Annotated in this window: 23 protein-coding genes, 1 tRNA gene and 3 pseudogenes; 21 read left to right on the forward strand and 6 right to left on the reverse strand. The window is 39.5% G+C overall.

Features of this window, described 5'->3' with window-relative positions; all coding sequences use genetic code 11:
- Position 1: 1 nt before the first annotated feature.
- Both N8O80_RS02520 and N8O80_RS02525 read right to left on the reverse strand, forming a co-directional pair.
- On the reverse strand, positions 2–1,561 hold the full coding sequence (locus N8O80_RS02520) for an ATP-binding cassette domain-containing protein (protein WP_261026749.1): 1,560 nt from the start codon (positions 1,559–1,561) through the stop codon (positions 2–4).
- A 337-nt stretch (positions 1,562–1,898) separates the two neighbouring features.
- Positions 1,899–2,228, reverse strand: coding sequence for a helicase BlpT (locus N8O80_RS02525; RefSeq protein ID WP_261026751.1), 330 nt, complete (start codon positions 2,226–2,228; stop codon positions 1,899–1,901).
- A gap of 168 nt (positions 2,229–2,396) precedes the next feature.
- Between N8O80_RS02525 and N8O80_RS02530 the strand changes: the two genes are divergently transcribed.
- The 7 genes and pseudogenes from N8O80_RS02530 to N8O80_RS02560 form a co-directional block, all read left to right on the forward strand.
- Positions 2,397–2,939: a YceD family protein gene (locus N8O80_RS02530; RefSeq protein ID WP_261026752.1), complete on the forward strand. Its 543-nt coding sequence runs from the start codon at positions 2,397–2,399 to the stop codon at positions 2,937–2,939.
- On the forward strand, positions 2,939–3,568 hold the full coding sequence (gene nth, locus N8O80_RS02535) for an endonuclease III (protein WP_004260119.1): 630 nt from the start codon (positions 2,939–2,941) through the stop codon (positions 3,566–3,568). Before N8O80_RS02530 ends, nth begins: the two co-directional genes overlap by 1 nt.
- Before the next feature lie 210 nt (positions 3,569–3,778).
- Entirely contained in the window at positions 3,779–4,300 is a 522-nt protein-coding gene (pyrR, locus tag N8O80_RS02540; protein WP_004260120.1) for a bifunctional pyr operon transcriptional regulator/uracil phosphoribosyltransferase PyrR, read from the forward strand.
- An 18-nt stretch (positions 4,301–4,318) separates the two neighbouring features.
- Positions 4,319–5,242, forward strand: coding sequence for an aspartate carbamoyltransferase catalytic subunit (locus tag N8O80_RS02545; RefSeq protein ID WP_261026754.1), 924 nt, complete (start codon positions 4,319–4,321; stop codon positions 5,240–5,242).
- A gap of 49 nt (positions 5,243–5,291) precedes the next feature.
- Positions 5,292–6,371, forward strand: a complete 1,080-nt coding sequence (locus N8O80_RS02550) for a carbamoyl phosphate synthase small subunit (protein WP_000166853.1) — start codon at positions 5,292–5,294, stop codon at positions 6,369–6,371.
- A gap of 337 nt (positions 6,372–6,708) precedes the next feature.
- Entirely contained in the window at positions 6,709–9,885 is a 3,177-nt protein-coding gene (gene carB / locus N8O80_RS02555; protein ID WP_261026755.1) for a carbamoyl-phosphate synthase large subunit, read from the forward strand.
- A gap of 235 nt (positions 9,886–10,120) precedes the next feature.
- Positions 10,121–10,310: pseudogene (locus tag N8O80_RS02560) on the forward strand (hypothetical protein); the annotation flags it as partial.
- A 259-nt stretch (positions 10,311–10,569) separates the two neighbouring features.
- Here the strand turns inward: N8O80_RS02560 and N8O80_RS02565 are convergent.
- Both N8O80_RS02565 and relB read right to left on the reverse strand, forming a co-directional pair.
- Complete coding sequence (locus N8O80_RS02565) at positions 10,570–10,923, reverse strand: type II toxin-antitoxin system RelE/ParE family toxin (protein ID WP_064276861.1); 354 nt, start codon at positions 10,921–10,923, stop codon at positions 10,570–10,572.
- Positions 10,913–11,197, reverse strand: a complete 285-nt coding sequence (gene relB, locus N8O80_RS02570) for a type II toxin-antitoxin system RelB/ParD family antitoxin (protein ID WP_049487667.1) — start codon at positions 11,195–11,197, stop codon at positions 10,913–10,915. The genes N8O80_RS02565 and relB overlap by 11 nt, the downstream gene beginning before the upstream one ends.
- 188 nt (positions 11,198–11,385) lie before the next feature.
- Here relB and N8O80_RS09800 point away from each other — a divergent pair.
- Both N8O80_RS09800 and N8O80_RS02575 read left to right on the forward strand, forming a co-directional pair.
- Positions 11,386–11,633, forward strand: a pseudogene (locus N8O80_RS09800) (transposase); the annotation flags it as partial.
- A 5-nt stretch (positions 11,634–11,638) separates the two neighbouring features.
- Positions 11,639–11,860 (forward strand): annotated as a pseudogene (locus N8O80_RS02575) (tyrosine-type recombinase/integrase); the annotation flags it as partial.
- A 99-nt stretch (positions 11,861–11,959) separates the two neighbouring features.
- Here the strand turns inward: N8O80_RS02575 and N8O80_RS02580 are convergent.
- Together N8O80_RS02580 and N8O80_RS02585 are read right to left on the reverse strand one after the other, a co-directional pair.
- Positions 11,960–12,202 (reverse strand): type B 50S ribosomal protein L31, encoded by a 243-nt coding sequence (locus N8O80_RS02580; RefSeq protein ID WP_000710764.1) that lies wholly within the window; start codon positions 12,200–12,202, stop codon positions 11,960–11,962.
- Positions 12,203–12,297: 95 nt separating this feature from the next.
- A complete protein-coding gene (locus tag N8O80_RS02585) occupies positions 12,298–13,233 on the reverse strand; it encodes a DHH family phosphoesterase (protein ID WP_261026758.1) in 936 nt (311 codons plus the stop codon).
- 103 nt (positions 13,234–13,336) lie between these two features.
- On the opposite strand from N8O80_RS02585, the gene N8O80_RS02590 reads away from it, so the two are divergent.
- From N8O80_RS02590 to N8O80_RS09720, 12 genes are all read left to right on the forward strand, one after another.
- The gene (locus N8O80_RS02590) at positions 13,337–13,780 is read left to right on the forward strand and encodes a flavodoxin (protein WP_261026759.1); all 444 of its coding nucleotides are present in this window, start codon (positions 13,337–13,339) and stop codon (positions 13,778–13,780) included.
- Positions 13,781–13,895: 115 nt separating this feature from the next.
- Positions 13,896–14,162 (forward strand): chorismate mutase, encoded by a 267-nt coding sequence (locus tag N8O80_RS02595; protein ID WP_000362433.1) that lies wholly within the window; start codon positions 13,896–13,898, stop codon positions 14,160–14,162.
- Positions 14,159–14,533 (forward strand): fluoride efflux transporter CrcB, encoded by a 375-nt coding sequence (crcB, locus tag N8O80_RS02600; protein ID WP_261026761.1) that lies wholly within the window; start codon positions 14,159–14,161, stop codon positions 14,531–14,533. Before N8O80_RS02595 ends, crcB (N8O80_RS02600) begins: the two co-directional genes overlap by 4 nt.
- Positions 14,527–14,856 (forward strand): fluoride efflux transporter CrcB, encoded by a 330-nt coding sequence (gene crcB / locus N8O80_RS02605; protein WP_261026763.1) that lies wholly within the window; start codon positions 14,527–14,529, stop codon positions 14,854–14,856. Before crcB (N8O80_RS02600) ends, crcB (N8O80_RS02605) begins: the two co-directional genes overlap by 7 nt.
- 118 nt (positions 14,857–14,974) lie before the next feature.
- Complete coding sequence (gene rplS, locus N8O80_RS02610) at positions 14,975–15,322, forward strand: 50S ribosomal protein L19 (RefSeq protein WP_001068669.1); 348 nt, start codon at positions 14,975–14,977, stop codon at positions 15,320–15,322.
- 42 nt (positions 15,323–15,364) lie between these two features.
- Positions 15,365–15,436, forward strand: a tRNA-Arg gene (locus N8O80_RS02615).
- A gap of 232 nt (positions 15,437–15,668) precedes the next feature.
- Positions 15,669–16,091: a hypothetical protein gene (locus N8O80_RS02620; RefSeq protein WP_201058174.1), complete on the forward strand. Its 423-nt coding sequence runs from the start codon at positions 15,669–15,671 to the stop codon at positions 16,089–16,091.
- A 12-nt stretch (positions 16,092–16,103) separates the two neighbouring features.
- A complete protein-coding gene (locus tag N8O80_RS02625) occupies positions 16,104–16,487 on the forward strand; it encodes a hypothetical protein (protein WP_261026765.1) in 384 nt (127 codons plus the stop codon).
- Positions 16,488–16,565: 78 nt separating this feature from the next.
- On the forward strand, positions 16,566–17,060 hold the full coding sequence (locus N8O80_RS02630) for a hypothetical protein (RefSeq protein ID WP_261026766.1): 495 nt from the start codon (positions 16,566–16,568) through the stop codon (positions 17,058–17,060).
- 50 nt (positions 17,061–17,110) lie between these two features.
- Positions 17,111–17,449 (forward strand): Imm59 family immunity protein, encoded by a 339-nt coding sequence (locus N8O80_RS02635; RefSeq protein ID WP_049487876.1) that lies wholly within the window; start codon positions 17,111–17,113, stop codon positions 17,447–17,449.
- A 3-nt stretch (positions 17,450–17,452) separates the two neighbouring features.
- A complete protein-coding gene (locus tag N8O80_RS09715) occupies positions 17,453–18,001 on the forward strand; it encodes an Imm59 family immunity protein (RefSeq protein WP_314732570.1) in 549 nt (182 codons plus the stop codon).
- 105 nt (positions 18,002–18,106) lie between these two features.
- Positions 18,107–18,778 carry an Imm59 family immunity protein gene (locus N8O80_RS09720; RefSeq protein WP_314725756.1) on the forward strand — a complete coding sequence of 224 codons (672 nt, stop codon included), beginning with the start codon at positions 18,107–18,109 and terminating at the stop codon, positions 18,776–18,778.
- Positions 18,779–18,818: the final 40 nt, after the last annotated feature.

Raw genomic sequence — 18,818 nt, forward strand, 5'->3', positions numbered from 1 at the left:
TTTATAAATCTTCTAAATTAACTATCTCCAAACTGTGTTCTGTTAAGCGATAGATGATTGAACAGACCTCTTTTAAGAAACGACGGTCATGTGAAACAGTGATGAGACCGCCTGGATAGGTGGCAAAGAGTTTTCTGATTTGGGGTTGAGAAGTGGGTGAAAAGTTTCGTGTGGGTTCATCCAGCAGGAGAAAGTTTGGTTTGCGCAAGACTAAATCCAAAAGCAGGAGTTTACCCTGTTGTCCGCCAGATAAGGAGCGAATTTGATGCTGCATTTCTGGATAACTGAAATTGAGACTTGCTAAATGAGATTGGATTTTCTGTAGTTCCTCTTTTTCACCAGTTTTACTGAGATAGGTTATTGGTGATAAATCCAATTGCAGTTTTTTGTGATAATCTTGTGGCATAAAACCAAGAGAAATCTCTCTTTTATCATTAAGAAGTTGTTGCAACTTTGCTAATAGAGTTGATTTCCCCATACCATTTGGGCCGATGATACCGATTTTTTCTTGGCCACGGATAGTTAGTTGTAGTTCCTGAGCCAAAACACGGTCGCCAATGGACAAATTTTCTTTTTCCAATTGGATTAAGACTTTAGAAACTGGTAATGGTTGTATGTCTGAGAAGAAAAGTCTGATTTCTTCCTCTTCAAGTGGTTTTTGGGTCATGGACTGAGCTGTCTTTTCAATGCGTTTTTCTTGAGAGAGCATATTTTTCATCTTTTTAGCTAATAGGCGACCGGCAGTACTATCTTTAGTAGCTCGAAGCGCAGTTTCTACATTTTGCTTGACTCGTCGATGCTTTTCCATGGTTTTGTCATAGGTTCTTTGGTCGTTAGCAGCTTGCTGACTTTGTCTGGCAAAATGAGCCTTTCTCTGCTTACTATAGCGATCATAGTCTAAATGCTCTACTAGCGTTTCAGGTTCTTTCCGGTGCTTGACCAGTCGCAAGTGGACAATAGTGTCTGCCGTTTCAGAAAGAAAGTCTTCATCATGGGAAATAAAAATAACGGTTTGCCGAATCTTTTGAATTTGATTTTTTAGCCAATCAACCGTCTCAAGGTCTAGGTCATTTGAAGGTTCATCTAAAAATAGAATCGCAAAGGGTTTGGCTAACTCATGGATGAGCTGAATTTTCAAAGCTTCGCCCCCTGATAGACTGCCAATCTCTTGGTTGCTAGCGAAACGATCGCTATCAAAATGCAATTCCTCAGCTAAACGATAGAGGACACTGTAATCTAAATCAATAGTATCTAAAAAGAAGTAGTCGTGTAAAGTTTTCTTTTTCAGGTCCTCGGGGAGTTTTTGAGGAATGTAAGCTAGTGATTGATAATCAGATTGAATGTCACCCCTGATAGTGAAATCAGGCAATGCTTCTCCCATTAAAGCTCGCAGCAAGGTCGATTTGCCATTTCCTTCTTCACCAATAATAGCAACCTTTTCCCCGTCGTGGATGGTCATGTTTAGGTCAGATACAAGGTCTAGTAAATCTTTGTTTTGAGTGATGGTCAGATGATTGATTTTTATCATATTGTCGCCCTTTCTAGAATGTCCATAGTGCATAACAAAAAGCTCTACTTTATCTAGTAGAGCCCAAAGTCACTGTCAAAACTCTATTATCCTCGTTGAAAAACTCGTCAAACTAGCTTGGAGTTGCCTAACCCAAGCCAAGAGGAGCAGATGGTTAGCTTTCTAGTTTTTTGATTTTCAAAGAGGATAAAGTACCAGAATATCTAGTACAAAAAGAGCACACAAAAAGAGACAAAAACAAGATCTACTAAATAAAGGTTCTTTATTTGATAGACTTAGTTGTTCATGTCTCCCTTACCTCCGAGTATTAGTACCTTTATCCTATACCTTTAAGGAAATTTTGTCAACAGAAAACTGGAAATTCCAAGCACTAGAATCCAAAAACGGGTCCATAAAGAGTCAGTACGTGTTTGACGTGCTCGTAATGAAATTTGTCGTAGTTTCGCCAAGCAGTGCGTGCTTGATCGTTTAGTTTTAGGCTACCAAGACCTATCAGAAGACTGGTACGTTGGTAAAATTTCTCAAGGTCAATTAAGATACTGTTGTCCAACTTTTCCGCTTTTTTGAGCTCTTGCATAGTAGTGTTTAGCAGCTCTTGTAGTCGAATATCATCTGCCGTACCCTGTTTGCAGCTTTGGAAACTTTTATTTAACTCGGATAGGAGTTGGGTTGCATTAGTAATGAGTTCTTTGTCTTCCATGTGAGCCTCCTCCTTGCTCTGATGTATTATTGCCTATAGTATAGCACTAAAAAACAAAAATATCATAGTAAATATGTTGAAAAATCGATTTTTAATTACAAAGTTTGGTGGGCTGATTTGTAGGCTTTTCATGGTATAATCAAGAGAGTAAATCTTTATGGAGGAAGTATGAAATTAAATATTCAAGAAATTCGTAAGCAGTCTGAAGGATTGCATTTTGAACAAACGTTAGACCTAGCCGTAGACCTGCGTGCACGTAATCAAGAAATTTTAGATGTAAAAGATATCCTTGCAGTTGGGAAAGTACAGTACGAAGACAGTATGTATTTCTTAGATTATCAACTATCTTATACCATTGTTCTTGCTTCAAGTCGCAGTATGGAACCAGTTGAGCTAGTTGAATCTTATCCAGTAACGGAAGTTTTCATGGAAGGCGCAACTAACCAACTAGATCAGGAAGTTATAGATGATGATTTGGTCTTGCCTATCGAAAATGGAGAAGTTGATCTTGCTGAGAGCGTGTCAGATAATATCCTACTAAACATTCCTATCAAGGTCTTGACTGCTGAAGAAGAGGCTGGTCAAGGATTTGTTTCAGGAAATGATTGGCAAATCATGACTGAGGAAGAATACCAAGCTCAACAAGCAGTTAAGAAAGAAGAAAACAGTCCTTTTGCTGGCCTACAAGGACTATTTGATGGAGACGAATAATGGTCTTGTCAAAAAAACGAGCACGAAAAGTGCTAGAAGAAATCATTGCTCTTTTTCCAGATGCCAAGCCCAGTCTTGATTTTACCAATCATTTTGAACTCTTGGTTGCGGTCATGTTGTCAGCCCAGACGACGGATGCAGCGGTAAATAAGGCCACACCAGGTCTCTTTGCTGCCTTTCCAACGCCACAAGCCATGTCTGTTGCAACAGAAAGTGAAATTGCTTCACACATTTCTCGCCTGGGACTGTATCGGAATAAGGCTAAATTCCTTAAAAAATGTGCCCAACAGTTACTAGATGATTTTGATGGCCAAGTTCCTCAAACACGTGAGGAATTGGAGAGTTTGGCAGGTGTTGGTCGCAAGACAGCCAATGTTGTTATGAGTGTAGGATTTGGGATTCCAGCTTTTGCAGTGGATACTCATGTGGAGCGTATTTGCAAACACCACGATATTGTCAAAAAATCAGCGACACCGCTTGAGGTGGAAAAACGTGTTACGGATATCTTACCACCGGAGCAGTGGTTAGCAGCCCATCAGGCCATGATTTATTTCGGACGGGCTATCTGCCATCCTAAAAATCCAGAGTGTGACCAGTACCCACAGTTATATGATTTTAGCAATTTATAAGATGGGATTTCAAAAGTTTTTGCTTGATTTTAGGCACGCTTTGTGCTATAGTAATTGATAATTAAATATTCCTTTAAACCTGTCCCGTGAGGCAGGCAAGGAGCGTGATAAAGTAGAAGGGTGAAGTCTATACTGTTCGCAGTAGGGCTTGCTTAGCTATACATTTCAAGTCTCCTTGTTTAAGGAGACTTTTCTTTTTGGAGGTTTGTCATGAAGGCAAAAGAAGTTGTAGACGAATTGACTGTCAAACGAGCGATTACGCGTATTACTTATGAGATTATCGAACGCAACAAAGATTTGAATAAAATCGTCTTGGCTGGTATTAAAACTCGTGGTGTATTTATCGCCCACCGAATTCAAGAACGTTTGGATCAACTAGAAAATCTTTCAGTTCCTGTTGTGGAATTGGATACCAAACCTTTCCGTGATGATGTTAAAAGTGGAGAAGATACTTCTTTGGTTTCTGTTGATGTGACAGACCGTGAAGTTATCTTGGTGGACGATGTGCTCTATACAGGTCGTACCATCCGAGCTGCTATTGATAATATTGTCGGTCATGGTCGTCCTGCGCGCGTGAGTTTAGCTGTTCTGGTCGATCGTGGACATAGAGAATTGCCAATCCGTCCAGATTACGTTGGAAAAAATATCCCAACCAGTCGTTCTGAAGAAATCATCGTAGAGATGGCAGAACTTGATGGCCAAGACAGAGTTCTGATTACTGAAGAAGCTTAGAAAGCTAAAGGAGTAGCCATGTCAGAAAATCAACAAGCATTGAACCATGTGGTGTCCATGGAAGACCTCACTGTCGATCAAGTGATGAAATTGATCAAGCGAGGAATTGAGTTTAAAAACGGAGCTCAGCTTCCTTATGAGGACCATCCGATTGTTTCCAATCTCTTCTTTGAGGATTCTACACGAACACATAAGTCTTTTGAAGTAGCAGAGATTAAACTGGGATTGGAGCGACTTGACTTTGATGTGAAGACCAGCTCGGTTAATAAAGGTGAGACACTTTATGATACCATTTTGACTCTGTCTGCTTTAGGAGTGGATGTCTGTGTGATTCGCCACCCAGAGGTTGACTACTACAGAGAGTTAATTGCTAGTCCCACGATTACGACTTCCATCATCAATGGTGGAGATGGTTCGGGACAACACCCTAGCCAAAGCTTGCTGGATTTGATGACTATTTATGAGGAATTTGGTCACTTTGAGGGTCTTAAGGTTGCTATTGCAGGTGACTTGGACCACTCACGCGTTGCTAAATCCAATATGCAGATTTTGAAACGCTTGGGAGCTGAACTTTACTTTGCTGGACCTGAGGAATGGAGAAGTCAAGAGTTTGCAGACTATGGACAGTTTGTAACTATTGATGAAATCATTGATCAGGTTGATGTCATGATGTTTCTCCGTGTGCAACATGAACGCCATGATAGTGGAGCTGTCTTTTCAAAAGAAGACTACCATGCCCAACATGGTTTGACTCAAGAACGTTATGACCGTTTGAAAGAAACAGCAATCCTTATGCACCCAGCTCCAGTCAATCGTGATGTAGAAATCGCAGACCACTTGGTTGAAGCACCAAAATCACGGATTGTCCAACAAATGACCAATGGTGTCTTTGTTCGAATGGCAATCTTAGAATCCGTACTGGCGAGTAGACACGCCAACTAAAACACAAGACGTTAAAAGACGCCAGTGAGCGTCCACGAGAGGTGAAAATATGACAAAAAGACTTCTAGTATTAGAAGATGGCACAGTTTTTGAAGGCAAGGCCTTCGGAGCAGATATTGATGTAACAGGCGAAATTGTCTTTAATACAGGGATGACCGGCTACCAAGAATCCATTACAGACCAGTCTTATAATGGACAAATCTTGACCTTTACTTATCCTTTGGTAGGAAATTATGGAATTAACCGTGATGATTACGAATCCATTATTCCAACTTGTAAGGGAGTCGTTGTTTTTGAAGAGGCACGTAGAGCAAGCAACTGGCGTAACCAAATGACCTTGGATGAATTCTTGAAAGCTAAGAAAATTCCAGGTATTTCAGGAATTGATACGCGTGCCCTTACCAAGATTATCCGTAAGCATGGTACTATGCGTGCAACCTTGACCCATGTTGGGGACAGCATGGACCATGTGACTGACCAACTCCAAGCGACAGTCTTGCCGACGGATAATATCAAGCAAGTTTCTACTAAAACTTCATATCCAGCTCCAGGAGTTGGTTTGAGTGTGGTGCTAGTGGACTTTGGTCTCAAGCACTCAATCTTACGTGAACTTTCGAAGCGCAACTGTAACGTGACGGTTGTTCCTTATTCAACAACGGCAGAAGAAATTCTCCATCTCAATCCTGACGGAGTTATGTTGTCAAACGGTCCAGGTAACCCAGAAGATGTTCCACAGGCACTCGATATGATTCGAGGCGTGCAAGGAAAGATTCCAATCTTTGGTATTTGTATGGGGCACCAACTCTTTGCAATGGCAAACGGGGCAAAGACTTACAAGATGAAGTTTGGTCACCGTGGATTCAACCATGCGGTACGTGAAATTGCAACAGGACGCGTAGACTTCACCAGCCAGAATCATGGTTATGCAGTCAGTCGTGAGGATTTGCCAGAACATTTAATCATTACCCACGAAGAAATCAATGATAAGTCAGTTGAAGGTGTACGTCACAGATACCAACCTGCTTTCTCTGTTCAATACCATCCAGATGCAGCCCCTGGTCCACACGACGCTAGCTACCTATTTGACGAGTTTATCGAGATGATGGAAGCTTTTAAACAATCAAACTAAGAACGAGTAAAAGCTCGTCGGAGAATTTATTTAATGTCGCCCTGTGAGGCGACGAATAGAAAGGCAGGTCGTTTCTTTTAGTCGCTATCAGGCGAACTAAAAACTCCCTGCACTAGATTTTTTACCGAAAAGTATCGTTTCGCTAAAAAATCATCGGAGAATTTATTTAATGGCAACCTGAGAGTTGCCGAATAGAAAGGAGAAGGGTGCTCCGTATTTGCTGAACTGAATACGGACTACGGACGGTGCTAAAAAGATAGTTATTCCTAGAACTGACAGTTCTTCGTCATAACTCCTATTTTAGCTTTGTCAGCTTGACGCCCTTAATATCTTATATATGCCTAAACGTACTGATATTCAAAAAATTATGGTGATTGGTTCTGGTCCGATTATTATTGGTCAGGCTGCTGAGTTTGACTATGCTGGGACCCAGGCTTGCTTGTCTTTGAAAGAGGAAGGTTATGAGGTTGTTTTGGTTAACTCAAACCCTGCGACTATCATGACAGACAAGGAGATTGCAGACAAGGTTTACATCGAACCGATTACACTTGAATTTGTGACACGTATTCTTCGTAAGGAACGTCCAGATGCCTTGCTACCAACACTCGGTGGTCAGACAGGTCTCAACATGGCCATGGAATTATCTAAAAATGGTATCCTAGATGAGCTTGAAGTAGAGCTTCTCGGTACTAAACTATCTGCTATCGACCAAGCGGAGGACCGTGACCTCTTTAAACAATTGATGGAAGAGCTCAACCAACCAATTCCAGAATCTGAAATTGTTAACACTGTCGAAGAAGCAGTTGCCTTTGCAGCGACAATTGGCTACCCAGTCATCGTCCGTCCAGCCTTTACACTTGGTGGTACTGGTGGTGGTATGTGTGCCAATGAGGAAGAATTACGTGAAATCGCTGAAAATGGGTTGAAATTATCACCTGTTACCCAATGTTTGATTGAGCGTTCAATCGCAGGTTTCAAGGAAATCGAATACGAAGTGATGCGTGACTCAGCTGACAATGCTTTGGTTGTTTGTAACATGGAAAACTTTGACCCAGTTGGGATTCACACAGGGGATTCCATTGTATTTGCCCCTGCGCAAACCATGTCAGACTATGAAAACCAAATGCTACGTGACGCGAGTTTGAGCATCATTCGTGCCCTTAAGATTGAAGGTGGATGTAACGTTCAGTTGGCCCTTGATCCCCACAGTTTCAAGTACTATGTCATCGAAGTAAACCCTCGTGTATCGCGTTCGTCAGCCCTTGCTTCTAAGGCGACAGGATATCCGATTGCTAAGTTGGCTGCTAAAATTGCAGTAGGCTTGACTTTGGATGAGGTCATCAACCCAGTTACAGGTTCAACCTATGCCATGTTTGAACCAGCCCTTGACTACGTGGTTGCCAAGATTCCCCGTTTCCCATTTGACAAGTTTGAAAAAGGGGAGCGTCGTCTGGGTACACAAATGAAGGCGACTGGAGAAGTCATGGCGATCGGCCGTAACATCGAAGAGTCACTTCTTAAAGCTTGTCGTTCACTTGAAATTGGCGTTCACCACAATGAAATGCCTGAGCTTGCATCTGTTTCTGATGATGCCTTGATTGAAAAAGTTGTCAAAGCCCAAGATGATCGTCTCTTCTATGTTTCAGAAGCCATTCGCCGTGGCTACACACCAGAAGAAATTGCTGAATTGACTAAGATTGATATATTCTATCTTGATAAACTCTTGCATATCTTTGAAATTGAGCAAGAATTGGGTGCCCATCCACAAGATCTTGAAGTTTTGAAAACTGCAAAATTGAATGGCTTCTCAGACCGTAAGATTGCTGAACTTTGGGAAACGACTGTAGACCAAGTTCGTCAGCTTCGTTTGGAAAATAAGATTGTCCCAGTCTACAAGATGGTAGATACTTGTGCGGCAGAGTTTGACTCTGAAACACCATACTTCTATTCAACCTATGGTTGGGAAAATGAATCTATCAGATCTGATAAAGAATCTGTACTTGTTTTAGGTTCTGGTCCAATCCGTATCGGTCAAGGGGTCGAGTTTGACTACGCAACTGTTCACTCGGTTAAGGCTATTCAAGCTGCTGGTTATGAGGCTATCATCATGAACTCAAACCCAGAGACCGTTTCTACAGACTTCTCTGTATCAGATAAGCTTTACTTTGAACCATTGACATTCGAAGATGTTATGAATGTTATCGACTTGGAGCAACCGAAAGGAGTTATCGTTCAGTTTGGTGGTCAAACAGCCATCAACCTAGCTGAACCACTGGCAAAAGCAGGTGTGACCATCCTTGGGACACAGGTTGCTGACCTAGACCGTGCCGAAGACCGTGACCTCTTCGAGCAAGCTCTAAAAGATTTGGATATTCCACAGCCACCAGGACAAACGGCTACCAATGAAGAAGAAGCAGTTCTTGCAGCTCGCAAGATTGGCTTCCCAGTTCTTGTCCGCCCATCTTATGTACTTGGTGGACGTGCCATGGAAATCGTTGAAAACGAAGAAGACCTTCGTTCTTACATGCGTACTGCTGTTAAGGCTAGTCCTGATCATCCAGTCCTTGTTGACTCTTATATCGTTGGACAAGAGTGTGAAGTTGATGCCATTTCAGATGGTAAAAATGTACTCATTCCTGGTATCATGGAGCACATCGAACGTGCTGGTGTCCACTCAGGTGACTCAATGGCCGTTTACCCACCACAAACCTTGTCGCAAAAGGTGCAAGAAACAATCGCAGACTATACTAAACGCCTAGCAATCGGTCTTAACTGCCTTGGAATGATGAACATCCAGTTTGTCATCAAGGATGAAAAAGTCTATGTTATTGAGGTCAATCCACGTGCTAGCCGTACGGTGCCATTCCTTTCTAAGGTAACCAATATCCCTATGGCTCAAGTAGCAACCAAACTTATTCTTGGTCAAAAACTTGAAGAACTTGGCTACCAAGATGGACTTTACCCTGAAAGCACCCGCGTTCATATCAAGGCACCTGTCTTCTCCTTTACCAAACTAGCTAAGGTAGACAGCTTGCTTGGTCCTGAAATGAAGTCAACAGGGGAAGTTATGGGTTCTGATACAACTTTGGAAAAAGCTCTCTATAAGGCCTTTGAAGCTTCTTACTTACACTTGCCAACTTTTGGTAACGTTGTATTTACCATAGCTGATGATGCCAAAGAAGAAGCCTTGGACTTGGCTCGTCGTTTCCAAAATATTGGCTATGGAATCCTCGCGACAGAAGGGACAGCAGCCTTCTTTGCCAGTCATGGATTGCAAGCCAAACCTGTTGGTAAGATTGGTGATGACGATAAGGATATTCCAAGTTTTGTTCGCAAAGGAAGAATTCAAGCTATCATTAATACAGTAGGAACCAAACGAACTGCAGACGAAGATGGTGAGCAGATTCGCCGTTCAGCCATTGAACACGGAGTGCCCCTCTTTACAGCCCTAGATACAGCTAATGCTATGCTCAAAGTATTGGAAAGCCGTAGTTTTGTTACAGAAGCAATCTAGTTTAGAAAAATTTTTCACATTTTTAAAGCCAGCGTTTTCTGACGCTGGCTTTTGAAATACTGGTATTGCTTGTTTCAACTATTATGCTTTTCTGAAGAATCATTCCAAAATGTGATGTAATAAGAATAAATTGGAAATAGAAAACTATTTTCACATTTCTTTCAAAAACAATCAATAAAATAGGTAAAGACAAGATTAGGAAGTGAATATTCCGATGTCTTCTTACAAAAAGGTCTCTCTTCCATTCTTAATTTTTCCCTTAATCTATCTGACTTCTAAGAAAGTCAGTGATGGGAGAATTTACCGATGCCAAGTGGAATACAATCCTAGACTACGTAGTTTCAATCATCTTGACCATTCTCAATATCAAGCTTCTTTTCGACATTTTTAAACCCCGTTTGAAATCAATTATAGTGTCAGCGTGATGGTTGACAAATAGAAAGTAGTAGTAATTGGTTCATAAAAAGAAGAAAAAAAGAACAGTCGAAACTGTTCTTTTTTATCATTATTTGAGACCGTATTTTAAATATATATACTCTATAGTATTTAAATCCTCATTAAATCAACGTTTCTAAAGGGGATAAAGCTGTAAAATATTATATATACCGTATTGTTAAACCAAGACGGTACCAAAAAGGTACCAAAAATTAAGGTTTCGGAGCTTATAAAATAATGAAAGTTGTCTCAATCAGTTGAGCTTTTTTTATTGTCTTTTTGTAGCAAAGTGACATAGTCACTTTTAGTGTGGAATAAGTGAGATAAAAAAACATTGTTTCGTTTTTGATCGATGAAGTAAAGCAAAACATATTGGTCAATAATTTTTCCTCGTGTTGGATACTTGCTGTTAATTTTTATTCCGATTTTCTCATCAGCGTCAAAACCTGCTTCAGGAAAAATTTCTAAACTTTTTAAGCTGTCTAAAATTTTAGCCACAGTATTTTTGGCAGATTGAGGTGATAGAAGTACCGTAGCTATATAGTCGTGTATATTGTCGATAGCTTCCTCGACCTCTTTTGAAGCAATCACTTTATAAGCCATAGCGTACCCTCATATTGTTTAGGGAAGTACCTTCTCCTGCCTCGTATTCTCTCAAGGCACGTTCAGATTGGGCTTGTAATTCCTTAATCAACTGTTCTCTATGTAGATCTTCGGCCGTCTTAATAGGCAAATCTTGCTCCAGGACTATTTGCTCCACAAATAAAGAAATAGCATCTGTCATTGTCATTCCCTTTTCCTTGATAATATTTCGAGCTTGTTCCATAGTAGCTTCATTCAGTTTAAAATTGTATTGTTTTGATAATGTTATAGCCATGATATATCTCCAATCTATACGTTATAGATTGATTATATACTAGATATAGATTTTAATCAAGAAAAAGAGATTGGGACAATAGTCTCTTATCTTCAAAAAAGCAACGGATTTGCCGTTTCTTTTTTGCATGGTTGCGATAGTCTTGGTAAAATAGAATTGCTCAATAAACCATTTAGAAAGGCTATCCCATGCATATTCATTATAACACAAATCAAACAACTTTATCACTAGAAATCAGTTCTTTCTTGCCACAAGACCATCTCGTTTTTACTATTGAAAAAGTAGTGAATACCTTTGAAGATTGTCACTTCTACGCCTTCTAATTGCCTATTCACAAGAGATTTTCTCTGGACGAAAAATTGAAAAAATGATGATTGAAAACCTCGCTATGCAGTACCTAACAGGACAGTTGGTTGTCAGCTGCCGCACTATCAATAGCCCATTATCAGGAAAAATGACTTGAAGAAGATAACTCCTCATGGATTCAGACATACTCATGCTACCTTGATGATTGAAACGGGTGTAGATCCTGTTAATGCAGCCAAAAGGTTAGGTCATGCAAGTAGTCAGATGACCCTGGATACTTATAGCCATTCTACAGTAGTAGGGGAGAAGAAAGCTATCACAAAATTTGTAGATTACCTGGATAGTGCAAAAGGTTAGTTTTCCAAGACGGTACCAAAAACGGTACTAAAAAAAAGCCAAATCCAATTTCTTGGAAAAGGCTTTGTATCAACGTTTTTAAGCAATAAATGCGGTTGATTATTTGAGACCGTATTTTTTGTTGAAACGATCCACGCGTCCATCTGCTTGAGTGAACTTTTGACGTCCAGTGTAGAATGGGTGTGAGTCTGATGAAATTTCCACACGGATCAATGGGTAAGTTTCGCCTTCGAACTCAACTGTTTCGTTAGAGCGTTTTGTTGAACCGCTAAGGAATTGGTAACCAGTAGTTGTGTCCATGAAGACAACTGGGCGATATTCTGGATGGATATCTTTTTTCATTTTGCAATATTTCCTTTCTGCCATGGTCTCTTTGCGAGCCATAGATTGTTACCATACTAGTCTATCAGATTCAGAAAAGTTTGGCAAGTATTTTATCAGTTTTTAAGCAAGTTTTTTAACTTTTGGTAGATGATTTCGTTTTCCTCTATGCTATAGGAATTAGCACCACTTGCTAGGGGGTGGCCTCCACCATCATGCTCCTTGGCAATTTCATTGATAGGATGGATTTTACTGCGTAAGCGAACACGGTAGTGGCCATCAGCCTGTTCTACAAAAATTCCCCAGAGACTGACGCTGTCAATACGACCAGGTGCTCCAACAATAGCGGCAGTTTCAGCATCGGTGACATTGAATTGTTTCAAGACTTCTTGACTCAGGATAACGCGCGCTGCGCCATTTTCATCCACTTCCAGATGATCGTAGATGTAGCCTTGAAGTTTAGCAATTTTGTAACTCATAGTGTCCATTTTGCGAGTGAGAGCCGCAAAGTCAAAGTTATGTTCTCTCAAATAAGCCGCCAGTCGGAGGGTTCGTGCAGTTGTAGAAGGATAGAGGAAGCGACCTGTATCACCGACAATGCCTGCAAAGAGCAACTCAGCAGCTCGATCTGATAAGGCCAGTTGGGTTGTTTCAGCAAATAGGGCAATCATCTCGCTAGCGCTACTTGAACTAGTGTCCACCCAAGACAGGTCACCGTATACATCATCATTTGGATGGTGGTCAATCTTAATGAGAAAATCACCTTGACTATAGCGTTTATCATCGATACGAGCAGTATTCGCCGTATCACAGACGATGACAAGGGCACCTTGGTAGGCACTATCTTCAACAAGATCCATCTCAGCCATCCAAGTAAGAGTTGGTTCATTAAAACCTACGGCTTTGATGATTTTTTCTGGGAAATGATGTTTGAGAAGAGCTTTCAATCCTACCTGACTTCCCAAGGCATCAGGGTCTGGTTTCATATGACGATGAATGATAATCGTATCGTATTCTTTAATTTTTTCTAAAATTTGATGGCAAATTTCCATAAATAACCTCAATTCTTTCTCATTTCATTGTAGCACAAGAATTTTTATTTTGAAAATGAAAAAGATGTGATATAATGGAGAAAGATAAATTGAGGAGGACGATATGGCATTAGCAAAAATTGTATTTGCCAGTATGACCGGTAATACCGAAGAAATTGCAGATATTGTAGCAGACAAATTACGTGAGTTAGGCTTGGATGTCGATGTTGATGAATGTACAACGGTTGACGCTTCAGACTTCTTGGAAGCAGACATTGCTATCGTTGCAACCTATACTTATGGCGATGGAGAATTGCCAGATGAGATGATGGACTTCTACGAAGATTTGGCTGATCTAAACTTAAATGATAAAATATATGGAGTGGTCGGTTCAGGTGATACCTTCTATGATGAATTCTGTAAGGCTGTAGATGACTTTGATCGTGTCTTTGCTTCTACAGGGGCAGAAAAAGGTTCAGAATGTGTCAAAGTTGATCTTTCTGCCGAGGAAGAAGATATTGAACGCTTGGAACAATTCGCAGAAGAATTGGCTGCTAAAGTAGGATAAGTATAAAAGTGCGCTGATGTAATCAATCAGTGCATTTTTCTTATCGAGAGTTGGGATTTTACTAGCCTATTTGGTGGCTTTTTGATACAATAATTCAAATAAAGGAGGAGACTGTATGGATTTAGATATTATTCGTCAAGAAATTGATCAAATCGACGACCAAATCGTCAAGCTCTTAGAAGAACGAATGCACTTAGTTGAAGGGGTTGTCGCTTATAAGAAGGCTTCTGGTAAACCGATTTTAGATACCAAGAGAGAAGCAGTTATTTTTGAAAAGGTTAGAAATCGTGTAGAGGACAAGCGCTATCAGGAGACTATTGTAGCGACTTTTTCGGACATACTCAAACGTTCGCGTGATTATCAGGATCAAAATATCAAATGAAAAAAGAACAATTTTATCCGCTAGGGATTTTTCTAGCTGCTATGTTGGGCGGACTTGTGCGCTACCTTGTTTCTACTTGCTTACCAGCCAGTCCAGATTTCCCTTGGGGCACCCTTCTTGTTAACTATCTGGGTATTTTCTGCTTGGTTTATCTTGTCAAGGGCTATCTGGTTTATAAGGGAACTAGTAAAGGCGTTATTTTAGCACTAGGGACGGGCTTTTGTGGAGGTTTAACAACCTTTTCTAGTCTCATGCTTGATGCTGTGAAACTACTGGATACAGGGCGTTATCTTAGTTTAGTCCTGTATTTGCTTTTGAGCATCGGTGGAGGACTGCTTTTAGCTTACTATTTAGGGAGGAAGAAATGGTAATCGTCTATCTTGCAATTGCTTGTGGCATCGGAGCACTCGTACGGTATTTCTTTTCCCGCTATAATCAAGCATCTAAATTGCCACTCGGAACGCTCATAGCTAATCTTTTAGGTTGCTTTTTGATTGGATTATTCTATAATCATGTGGAGTCTAAGGAAGTTTATGCTATTCTAGCAACTGGCTTTTGTGGAGGATTGACAACTTTTTCGACCTTGAATGACGAACTCCAAAGGTTGTTAAGTGATAAGAAGGTCTTTTATTCGTACATTACTTTGACCTACCTAGGTGGTTTAGTTGCGATTTTTTTAGGGATTCTGCTATAAATTTCTTTACTTTTAGGTGGAAATTTGGTAAACTGTATCTTGTGTGTAATGGACGCACAAAAATACAGTTTATCCGCTGAGGAAGATTCCTCAAGATTGACAAAGATAGGAGAATAAAATGAATCCATTAATCCAAAGCTTGACTGAAGGTCAACTTCGTACAGATATCCCATCATTCCGTCCTGGTGACACTGTTCGTGTACACGCGAAAGTTGTCGAAGGTAACCGTGAACGTATCCAGATTTTTGAAGGTGTTGTTATTGCACGTAAAGGTGCTGGCATCTCAGAAAACTACACAGTTCGTAAAATCTCTAACGGTGTAGGTGTTGAGCGTATCTTCCCAATCCACACTCCACGTGTTGAAAAAATCGAAGTTGTTCGTTACGGTAAAGTACGTCGTGCGAAATTGTACTACTTGCGTGCTCTTCAAGGTAAAGCAGCTCGTATCAAAGAAATCCGTCGTTAATTCGACTAAAAAACTCTGCTCATTCAGCAGAGTTTTTATCTAGCTCCCTTAGTTCAATGGATATAACAACTCCCTCCTAAGGAGTAGTTGCAGGTTCGATTCCTGCAGGGAGCGTTCAAGAAGCGTAAAGAAACATAAAGAAACAAAAGGAACACTGAAAATTCAGTGTTTTTTTTGTTAGTTTTCGCTAGCAAACCCCTCATATCAAGCGCTTGTATGGTATAATAATGGAAAACGTTAACATTGATTTTTAAGGTAGTTCTATCATGCTGAAATACCAAATTAAAAATACTATGAATGCTCTACAAGTTTAGTTTAAAAGAGATATAAGAAAAGGGAAATACTAATGAAACCTACAAACCTAGAATGGGAAGATGTTATCCAGTTTGAAGAAGTAGAAGGTTATGGTCAGCACATATGGAGAGATGAGGACAAGTATTATTTTGTTTTAGAAGAAGGAACCGTAGTTTCTTGGTTAGTTGTCTATGAATTACCAAATGAGATATTTGCCTTACTAGAGAGTGGGGAGAGAACGCTACGCGAAGTATCTTGGAAGATTAAACACGATTCTTGGCCACCGACGGAAGAAGAGAGAAGAGAATCTAGAAGAAAATTTATAAGTAAACATCCAGCTTCTTTAATAGATGTCCCTAAAAATAGGAAACTTTTTTCTAAGGAAGAACTTGAAGAGTTGATTCCAATTGCTGAGAAGCAGTGGATTGAATCTGAAGGTGAACTTCCATATGATTATGTATCGCCACTTAAGTAAGGAAGGTATAAAATGAAACCAACAAACCTAGAATGGGAAGATGTTATCCAGTTTGAAGAAATTGAAGGATACGGGAAGTCAATCTGGAAAAATGAGGACAAGTATTATTTAGTTTCAGAAGAAGGGACCGTAGCGTCTTGGTTAGTTGTATATGAATTACCAAATGAGTTATTTGTCTTATTAGAGAGTGGAGAACGGACTCTACTTGAAATATCTTGCAAAGTTAAGCACGATTATTGGCCACCGAACGTGACACAAGAAGAAGCTAATAGAAATTTCTGGAGGCAATATCCAGAAGCTTTAAGAGGAAATCCTAAAGCGCAAGGCTTATTCACACAGGCTGAACTGGAAGAAATATTACCCGAAGGTGCTGAAATTCTAGCGTGTAGAGATTAAGAAAAGAAAACTAAGCTTAATAAAATCAAAATGGTAAATTTTGCAGAGAACGAACTAAGTCTTTTCGAAATTGGAGATATGAAAGATTATCAAATGAAAAATTACAGAAAACTCTTGTTAGAAGCTATCCAAGCTGGCAATGTTGTAGGGATTTTGCGAGGTGCAAAAAGATATCGCATAGAGCCTCCGACCTCTGTACCAGATGCTTTTCCAACAGACATTTACCAAGTATTAGCTGAGTATTTCTACAAGCAGAATGATATTGATAAGATTCAAGATATATTAGAAGGCAGTCTTATAGATCTATCGCAGCGTGCTGCAGTTGATTTGTATATATCGGTTTTGTTTTTTGATGCAATCCTTTTTATGCAAGAAAAAAATATAGCTAGCTTTACAATCCGTACTTCGAGAGTTACCCAAGCAATTGCTAAAGGAATTAAGGATTATCAAGAGGAATTGAACGACAGCATCACTTTCCCAAACGGTCTTGTTAAAATAAAATCAATGAAGCAACTGGAAAGATTCAATCAAAAATATCAAAAGAATGAACGGTTTTCCATTATTGTGAAATAGTGATGGGACTTGTGACACTCTATAGATAAACTGTTAATTGGGACAATAATATGAATAATAATTTGAATTTAGATTTGTTAAAACAAGATGTAGAAAAAGAAATCAGAGAAAAAGGCTTTGAAAATCTTTATTATGCTCTATTTGATGAGCATAGTAGTCAACTTTGGGCTATACATCTATACTATCGAGATGGGAAGTTTATGGTAAATAGTCGGGACGACCGGACCTATATAATGGGGAAAACAAGGGAGTTTGACAATTTTGAAGAGGCAAAGCTATCTTTTCTTAATTTAATGGAGTCTTTTATCGAAATGAACAGATATTTTGTACAGAATGGAGATTCACCCTACTATTCTTGTAGTTTGTGGGATGAAAAAGGAGATGTCTAGAAGATGAGAGACGAAGCCCAAGAACGTTTAGAACTGTTATCAGCCATTCAAGATTTAGGATACGAAAGTTTGAGATATTCTATTTTTAACGAATATGGTCCTGGTGAATGGGAAGTGGTAATCGAATTTGACGATTCTAAGCAAGCGTACAATGTTTACGCTACCATGGATCGAGCAAGTTATAATAAAAAATTAGAATTTGATAATTTTGAGGATGCCAAAAATAAATTTATAGAAAAACTAGATCTTACTGTAGAAATAAATAAACTTTTTGTAGAAAATGGGGAAGTTCCTGAATACTCCTCCCCGTTATGGGACAAAATCGAAGCTGACATTGAGAACATGAAATGCATAGTTGAACAAGAAATTGAAAAACGTCATTATGAGAGCTTACATTATGTTCTATTTGACGAAACAAAACAGCTTCCTTGGGCATTTCATCTTTATCAGAAAAATGGAAAATTTTATGTTGAAGGACGAGATGATCGATCATATATAGTTGGACATAGCAAAGAGTACGATAATTTTGAAAATGCAAAGAAAGATTTTTAAAAAAAATTAGAACTTGTTATAGAATCTAATAAACTGAATATACAGTTAGGATTATCAGCAGAATATCCATCTCCATTATGGGATGAAAAAGAGGGTCACTAGAAGATGAGAGACGAAGTCAAAGAACGTTTAGAACTGTTATCAACCATTCAAGATTTAGGATATGAGTCTTTAAGATATTCTATTTTTAATGAACACAGACCTTCTGAGTGGGAAACGAGAATTGAACTCGATCCTCAAACTCATAAGTATGAGGTATATCTAACAAGGGATAGGGCTGGAAAAGGAAGAGTTTTTGAGTATTCTGATTTTCCTAAAGCAAAAGAAAAGTTTTTAGAGTTGTTAGACCATACCGTTTCAAGAAATAAGTACTATATTGCCAATGGCTGGGTGCCACAATATCCTTCTCCACTATGGGATAAACAAGATATCGATATCGAATCTTTGAAAAATATAGTGGAAAAGGAGATTAAAGAAAGAGGTTTTGAAAGCTTGTCTTATGTCTTGTTTGATGAAGATAGCAGTCAACCTTGGGCAACACATTTGTTTTTTAAAAATGGCAAATTTCAAATTAACAGTAGGGATGAACGCTCATATATTGTGGGGAAAACATGGGAGTTTGATACGATGAAGGAAGCAAAGGATGAGTTCTTTAAGTTTCTTAGTCAAACAGTTCATGCGGAACAGTTGGCTAATGAATTTGGTTTTTCGCACCCCTATCCTTCGCCACTATGGGACAAGGAAGGGAAAAGATTTAATTTGAGGCAGGATATGTGAATCTTGTAAAAGATGTGTTTAGCTTTCTAGGTTATTGAGA

The sequence above is a fragment of the Streptococcus mitis genome (assembly GCF_946190155.1).
Classification (GTDB): Bacteria; Bacillota; Bacilli; order Lactobacillales; family Streptococcaceae; genus Streptococcus; species Streptococcus mitis_CL.

What these genes read in the sequence shown, in the direction of transcription:
- N8O80_RS02520 (WP_261026749.1), bottom strand. Translation starts at nt 1,561, where the DNA reads ATGCACTATGGACATTCTAGAAAGGGCGACAATATGATAAAAATCAAT.
- N8O80_RS02525 (WP_261026751.1), bottom strand. Translation starts at nt 2,228, where the DNA reads ATGGAAGACAAAGAACTCATTACTAATGCAACCCAACTCCTATCCGAG.
- N8O80_RS02530 (WP_261026752.1), top strand. Translation starts at nt 2,397, where the DNA reads ATGAAATTAAATATTCAAGAAATTCGTAAGCAGTCTGAAGGATTGCAT.
- nth (WP_004260119.1), top strand. Translation starts at nt 2,939, where the DNA reads ATGGTCTTGTCAAAAAAACGAGCACGAAAAGTGCTAGAAGAAATCATT.
- pyrR (WP_004260120.1), top strand. Translation starts at nt 3,779, where the DNA reads ATGAAGGCAAAAGAAGTTGTAGACGAATTGACTGTCAAACGAGCGATT.
- N8O80_RS02545 (WP_261026754.1), top strand. Translation starts at nt 4,319, where the DNA reads ATGTCAGAAAATCAACAAGCATTGAACCATGTGGTGTCCATGGAAGAC.
- N8O80_RS02550 (WP_000166853.1), top strand. Translation starts at nt 5,292, where the DNA reads ATGACAAAAAGACTTCTAGTATTAGAAGATGGCACAGTTTTTGAAGGC.
- carB (WP_261026755.1), top strand. Translation starts at nt 6,709, where the DNA reads ATGCCTAAACGTACTGATATTCAAAAAATTATGGTGATTGGTTCTGGT.
- N8O80_RS02565 (WP_064276861.1), bottom strand. Translation starts at nt 10,923, where the DNA reads ATGGCTTATAAAGTGATTGCTTCAAAAGAGGTCGAGGAAGCTATCGAC.
- relB (WP_049487667.1), bottom strand. Translation starts at nt 11,197, where the DNA reads ATGGCTATAACATTATCAAAACAATACAATTTTAAACTGAATGAAGCT.
- N8O80_RS02580 (WP_000710764.1), bottom strand. Translation starts at nt 12,202, where the DNA reads ATGAAAAAAGATATCCATCCAGAATATCGCCCAGTTGTCTTCATGGAC.
- N8O80_RS02585 (WP_261026758.1), bottom strand. Translation starts at nt 13,233, where the DNA reads ATGGAAATTTGCCATCAAATTTTAGAAAAAATTAAAGAATACGATACG.
- N8O80_RS02590 (WP_261026759.1), top strand. Translation starts at nt 13,337, where the DNA reads ATGGCATTAGCAAAAATTGTATTTGCCAGTATGACCGGTAATACCGAA.
- N8O80_RS02595 (WP_000362433.1), top strand. Translation starts at nt 13,896, where the DNA reads ATGGATTTAGATATTATTCGTCAAGAAATTGATCAAATCGACGACCAA.
- crcB (WP_261026761.1), top strand. Translation starts at nt 14,159, where the DNA reads ATGAAAAAAGAACAATTTTATCCGCTAGGGATTTTTCTAGCTGCTATG.
- crcB (WP_261026763.1), top strand. Translation starts at nt 14,527, where the DNA reads ATGGTAATCGTCTATCTTGCAATTGCTTGTGGCATCGGAGCACTCGTA.
- rplS (WP_001068669.1), top strand. Translation starts at nt 14,975, where the DNA reads ATGAATCCATTAATCCAAAGCTTGACTGAAGGTCAACTTCGTACAGAT.
- N8O80_RS02620 (WP_201058174.1), top strand. Translation starts at nt 15,669, where the DNA reads ATGAAACCTACAAACCTAGAATGGGAAGATGTTATCCAGTTTGAAGAA.
- N8O80_RS02625 (WP_261026765.1), top strand. Translation starts at nt 16,104, where the DNA reads ATGAAACCAACAAACCTAGAATGGGAAGATGTTATCCAGTTTGAAGAA.
- N8O80_RS02630 (WP_261026766.1), top strand. Translation starts at nt 16,566, where the DNA reads ATGAAAGATTATCAAATGAAAAATTACAGAAAACTCTTGTTAGAAGCT.
- N8O80_RS02635 (WP_049487876.1), top strand. Translation starts at nt 17,111, where the DNA reads ATGAATAATAATTTGAATTTAGATTTGTTAAAACAAGATGTAGAAAAA.
- N8O80_RS09715 (WP_314732570.1), top strand. Translation starts at nt 17,453, where the DNA reads ATGAGAGACGAAGCCCAAGAACGTTTAGAACTGTTATCAGCCATTCAA.
- N8O80_RS09720 (WP_314725756.1), top strand. Translation starts at nt 18,107, where the DNA reads ATGAGAGACGAAGTCAAAGAACGTTTAGAACTGTTATCAACCATTCAA.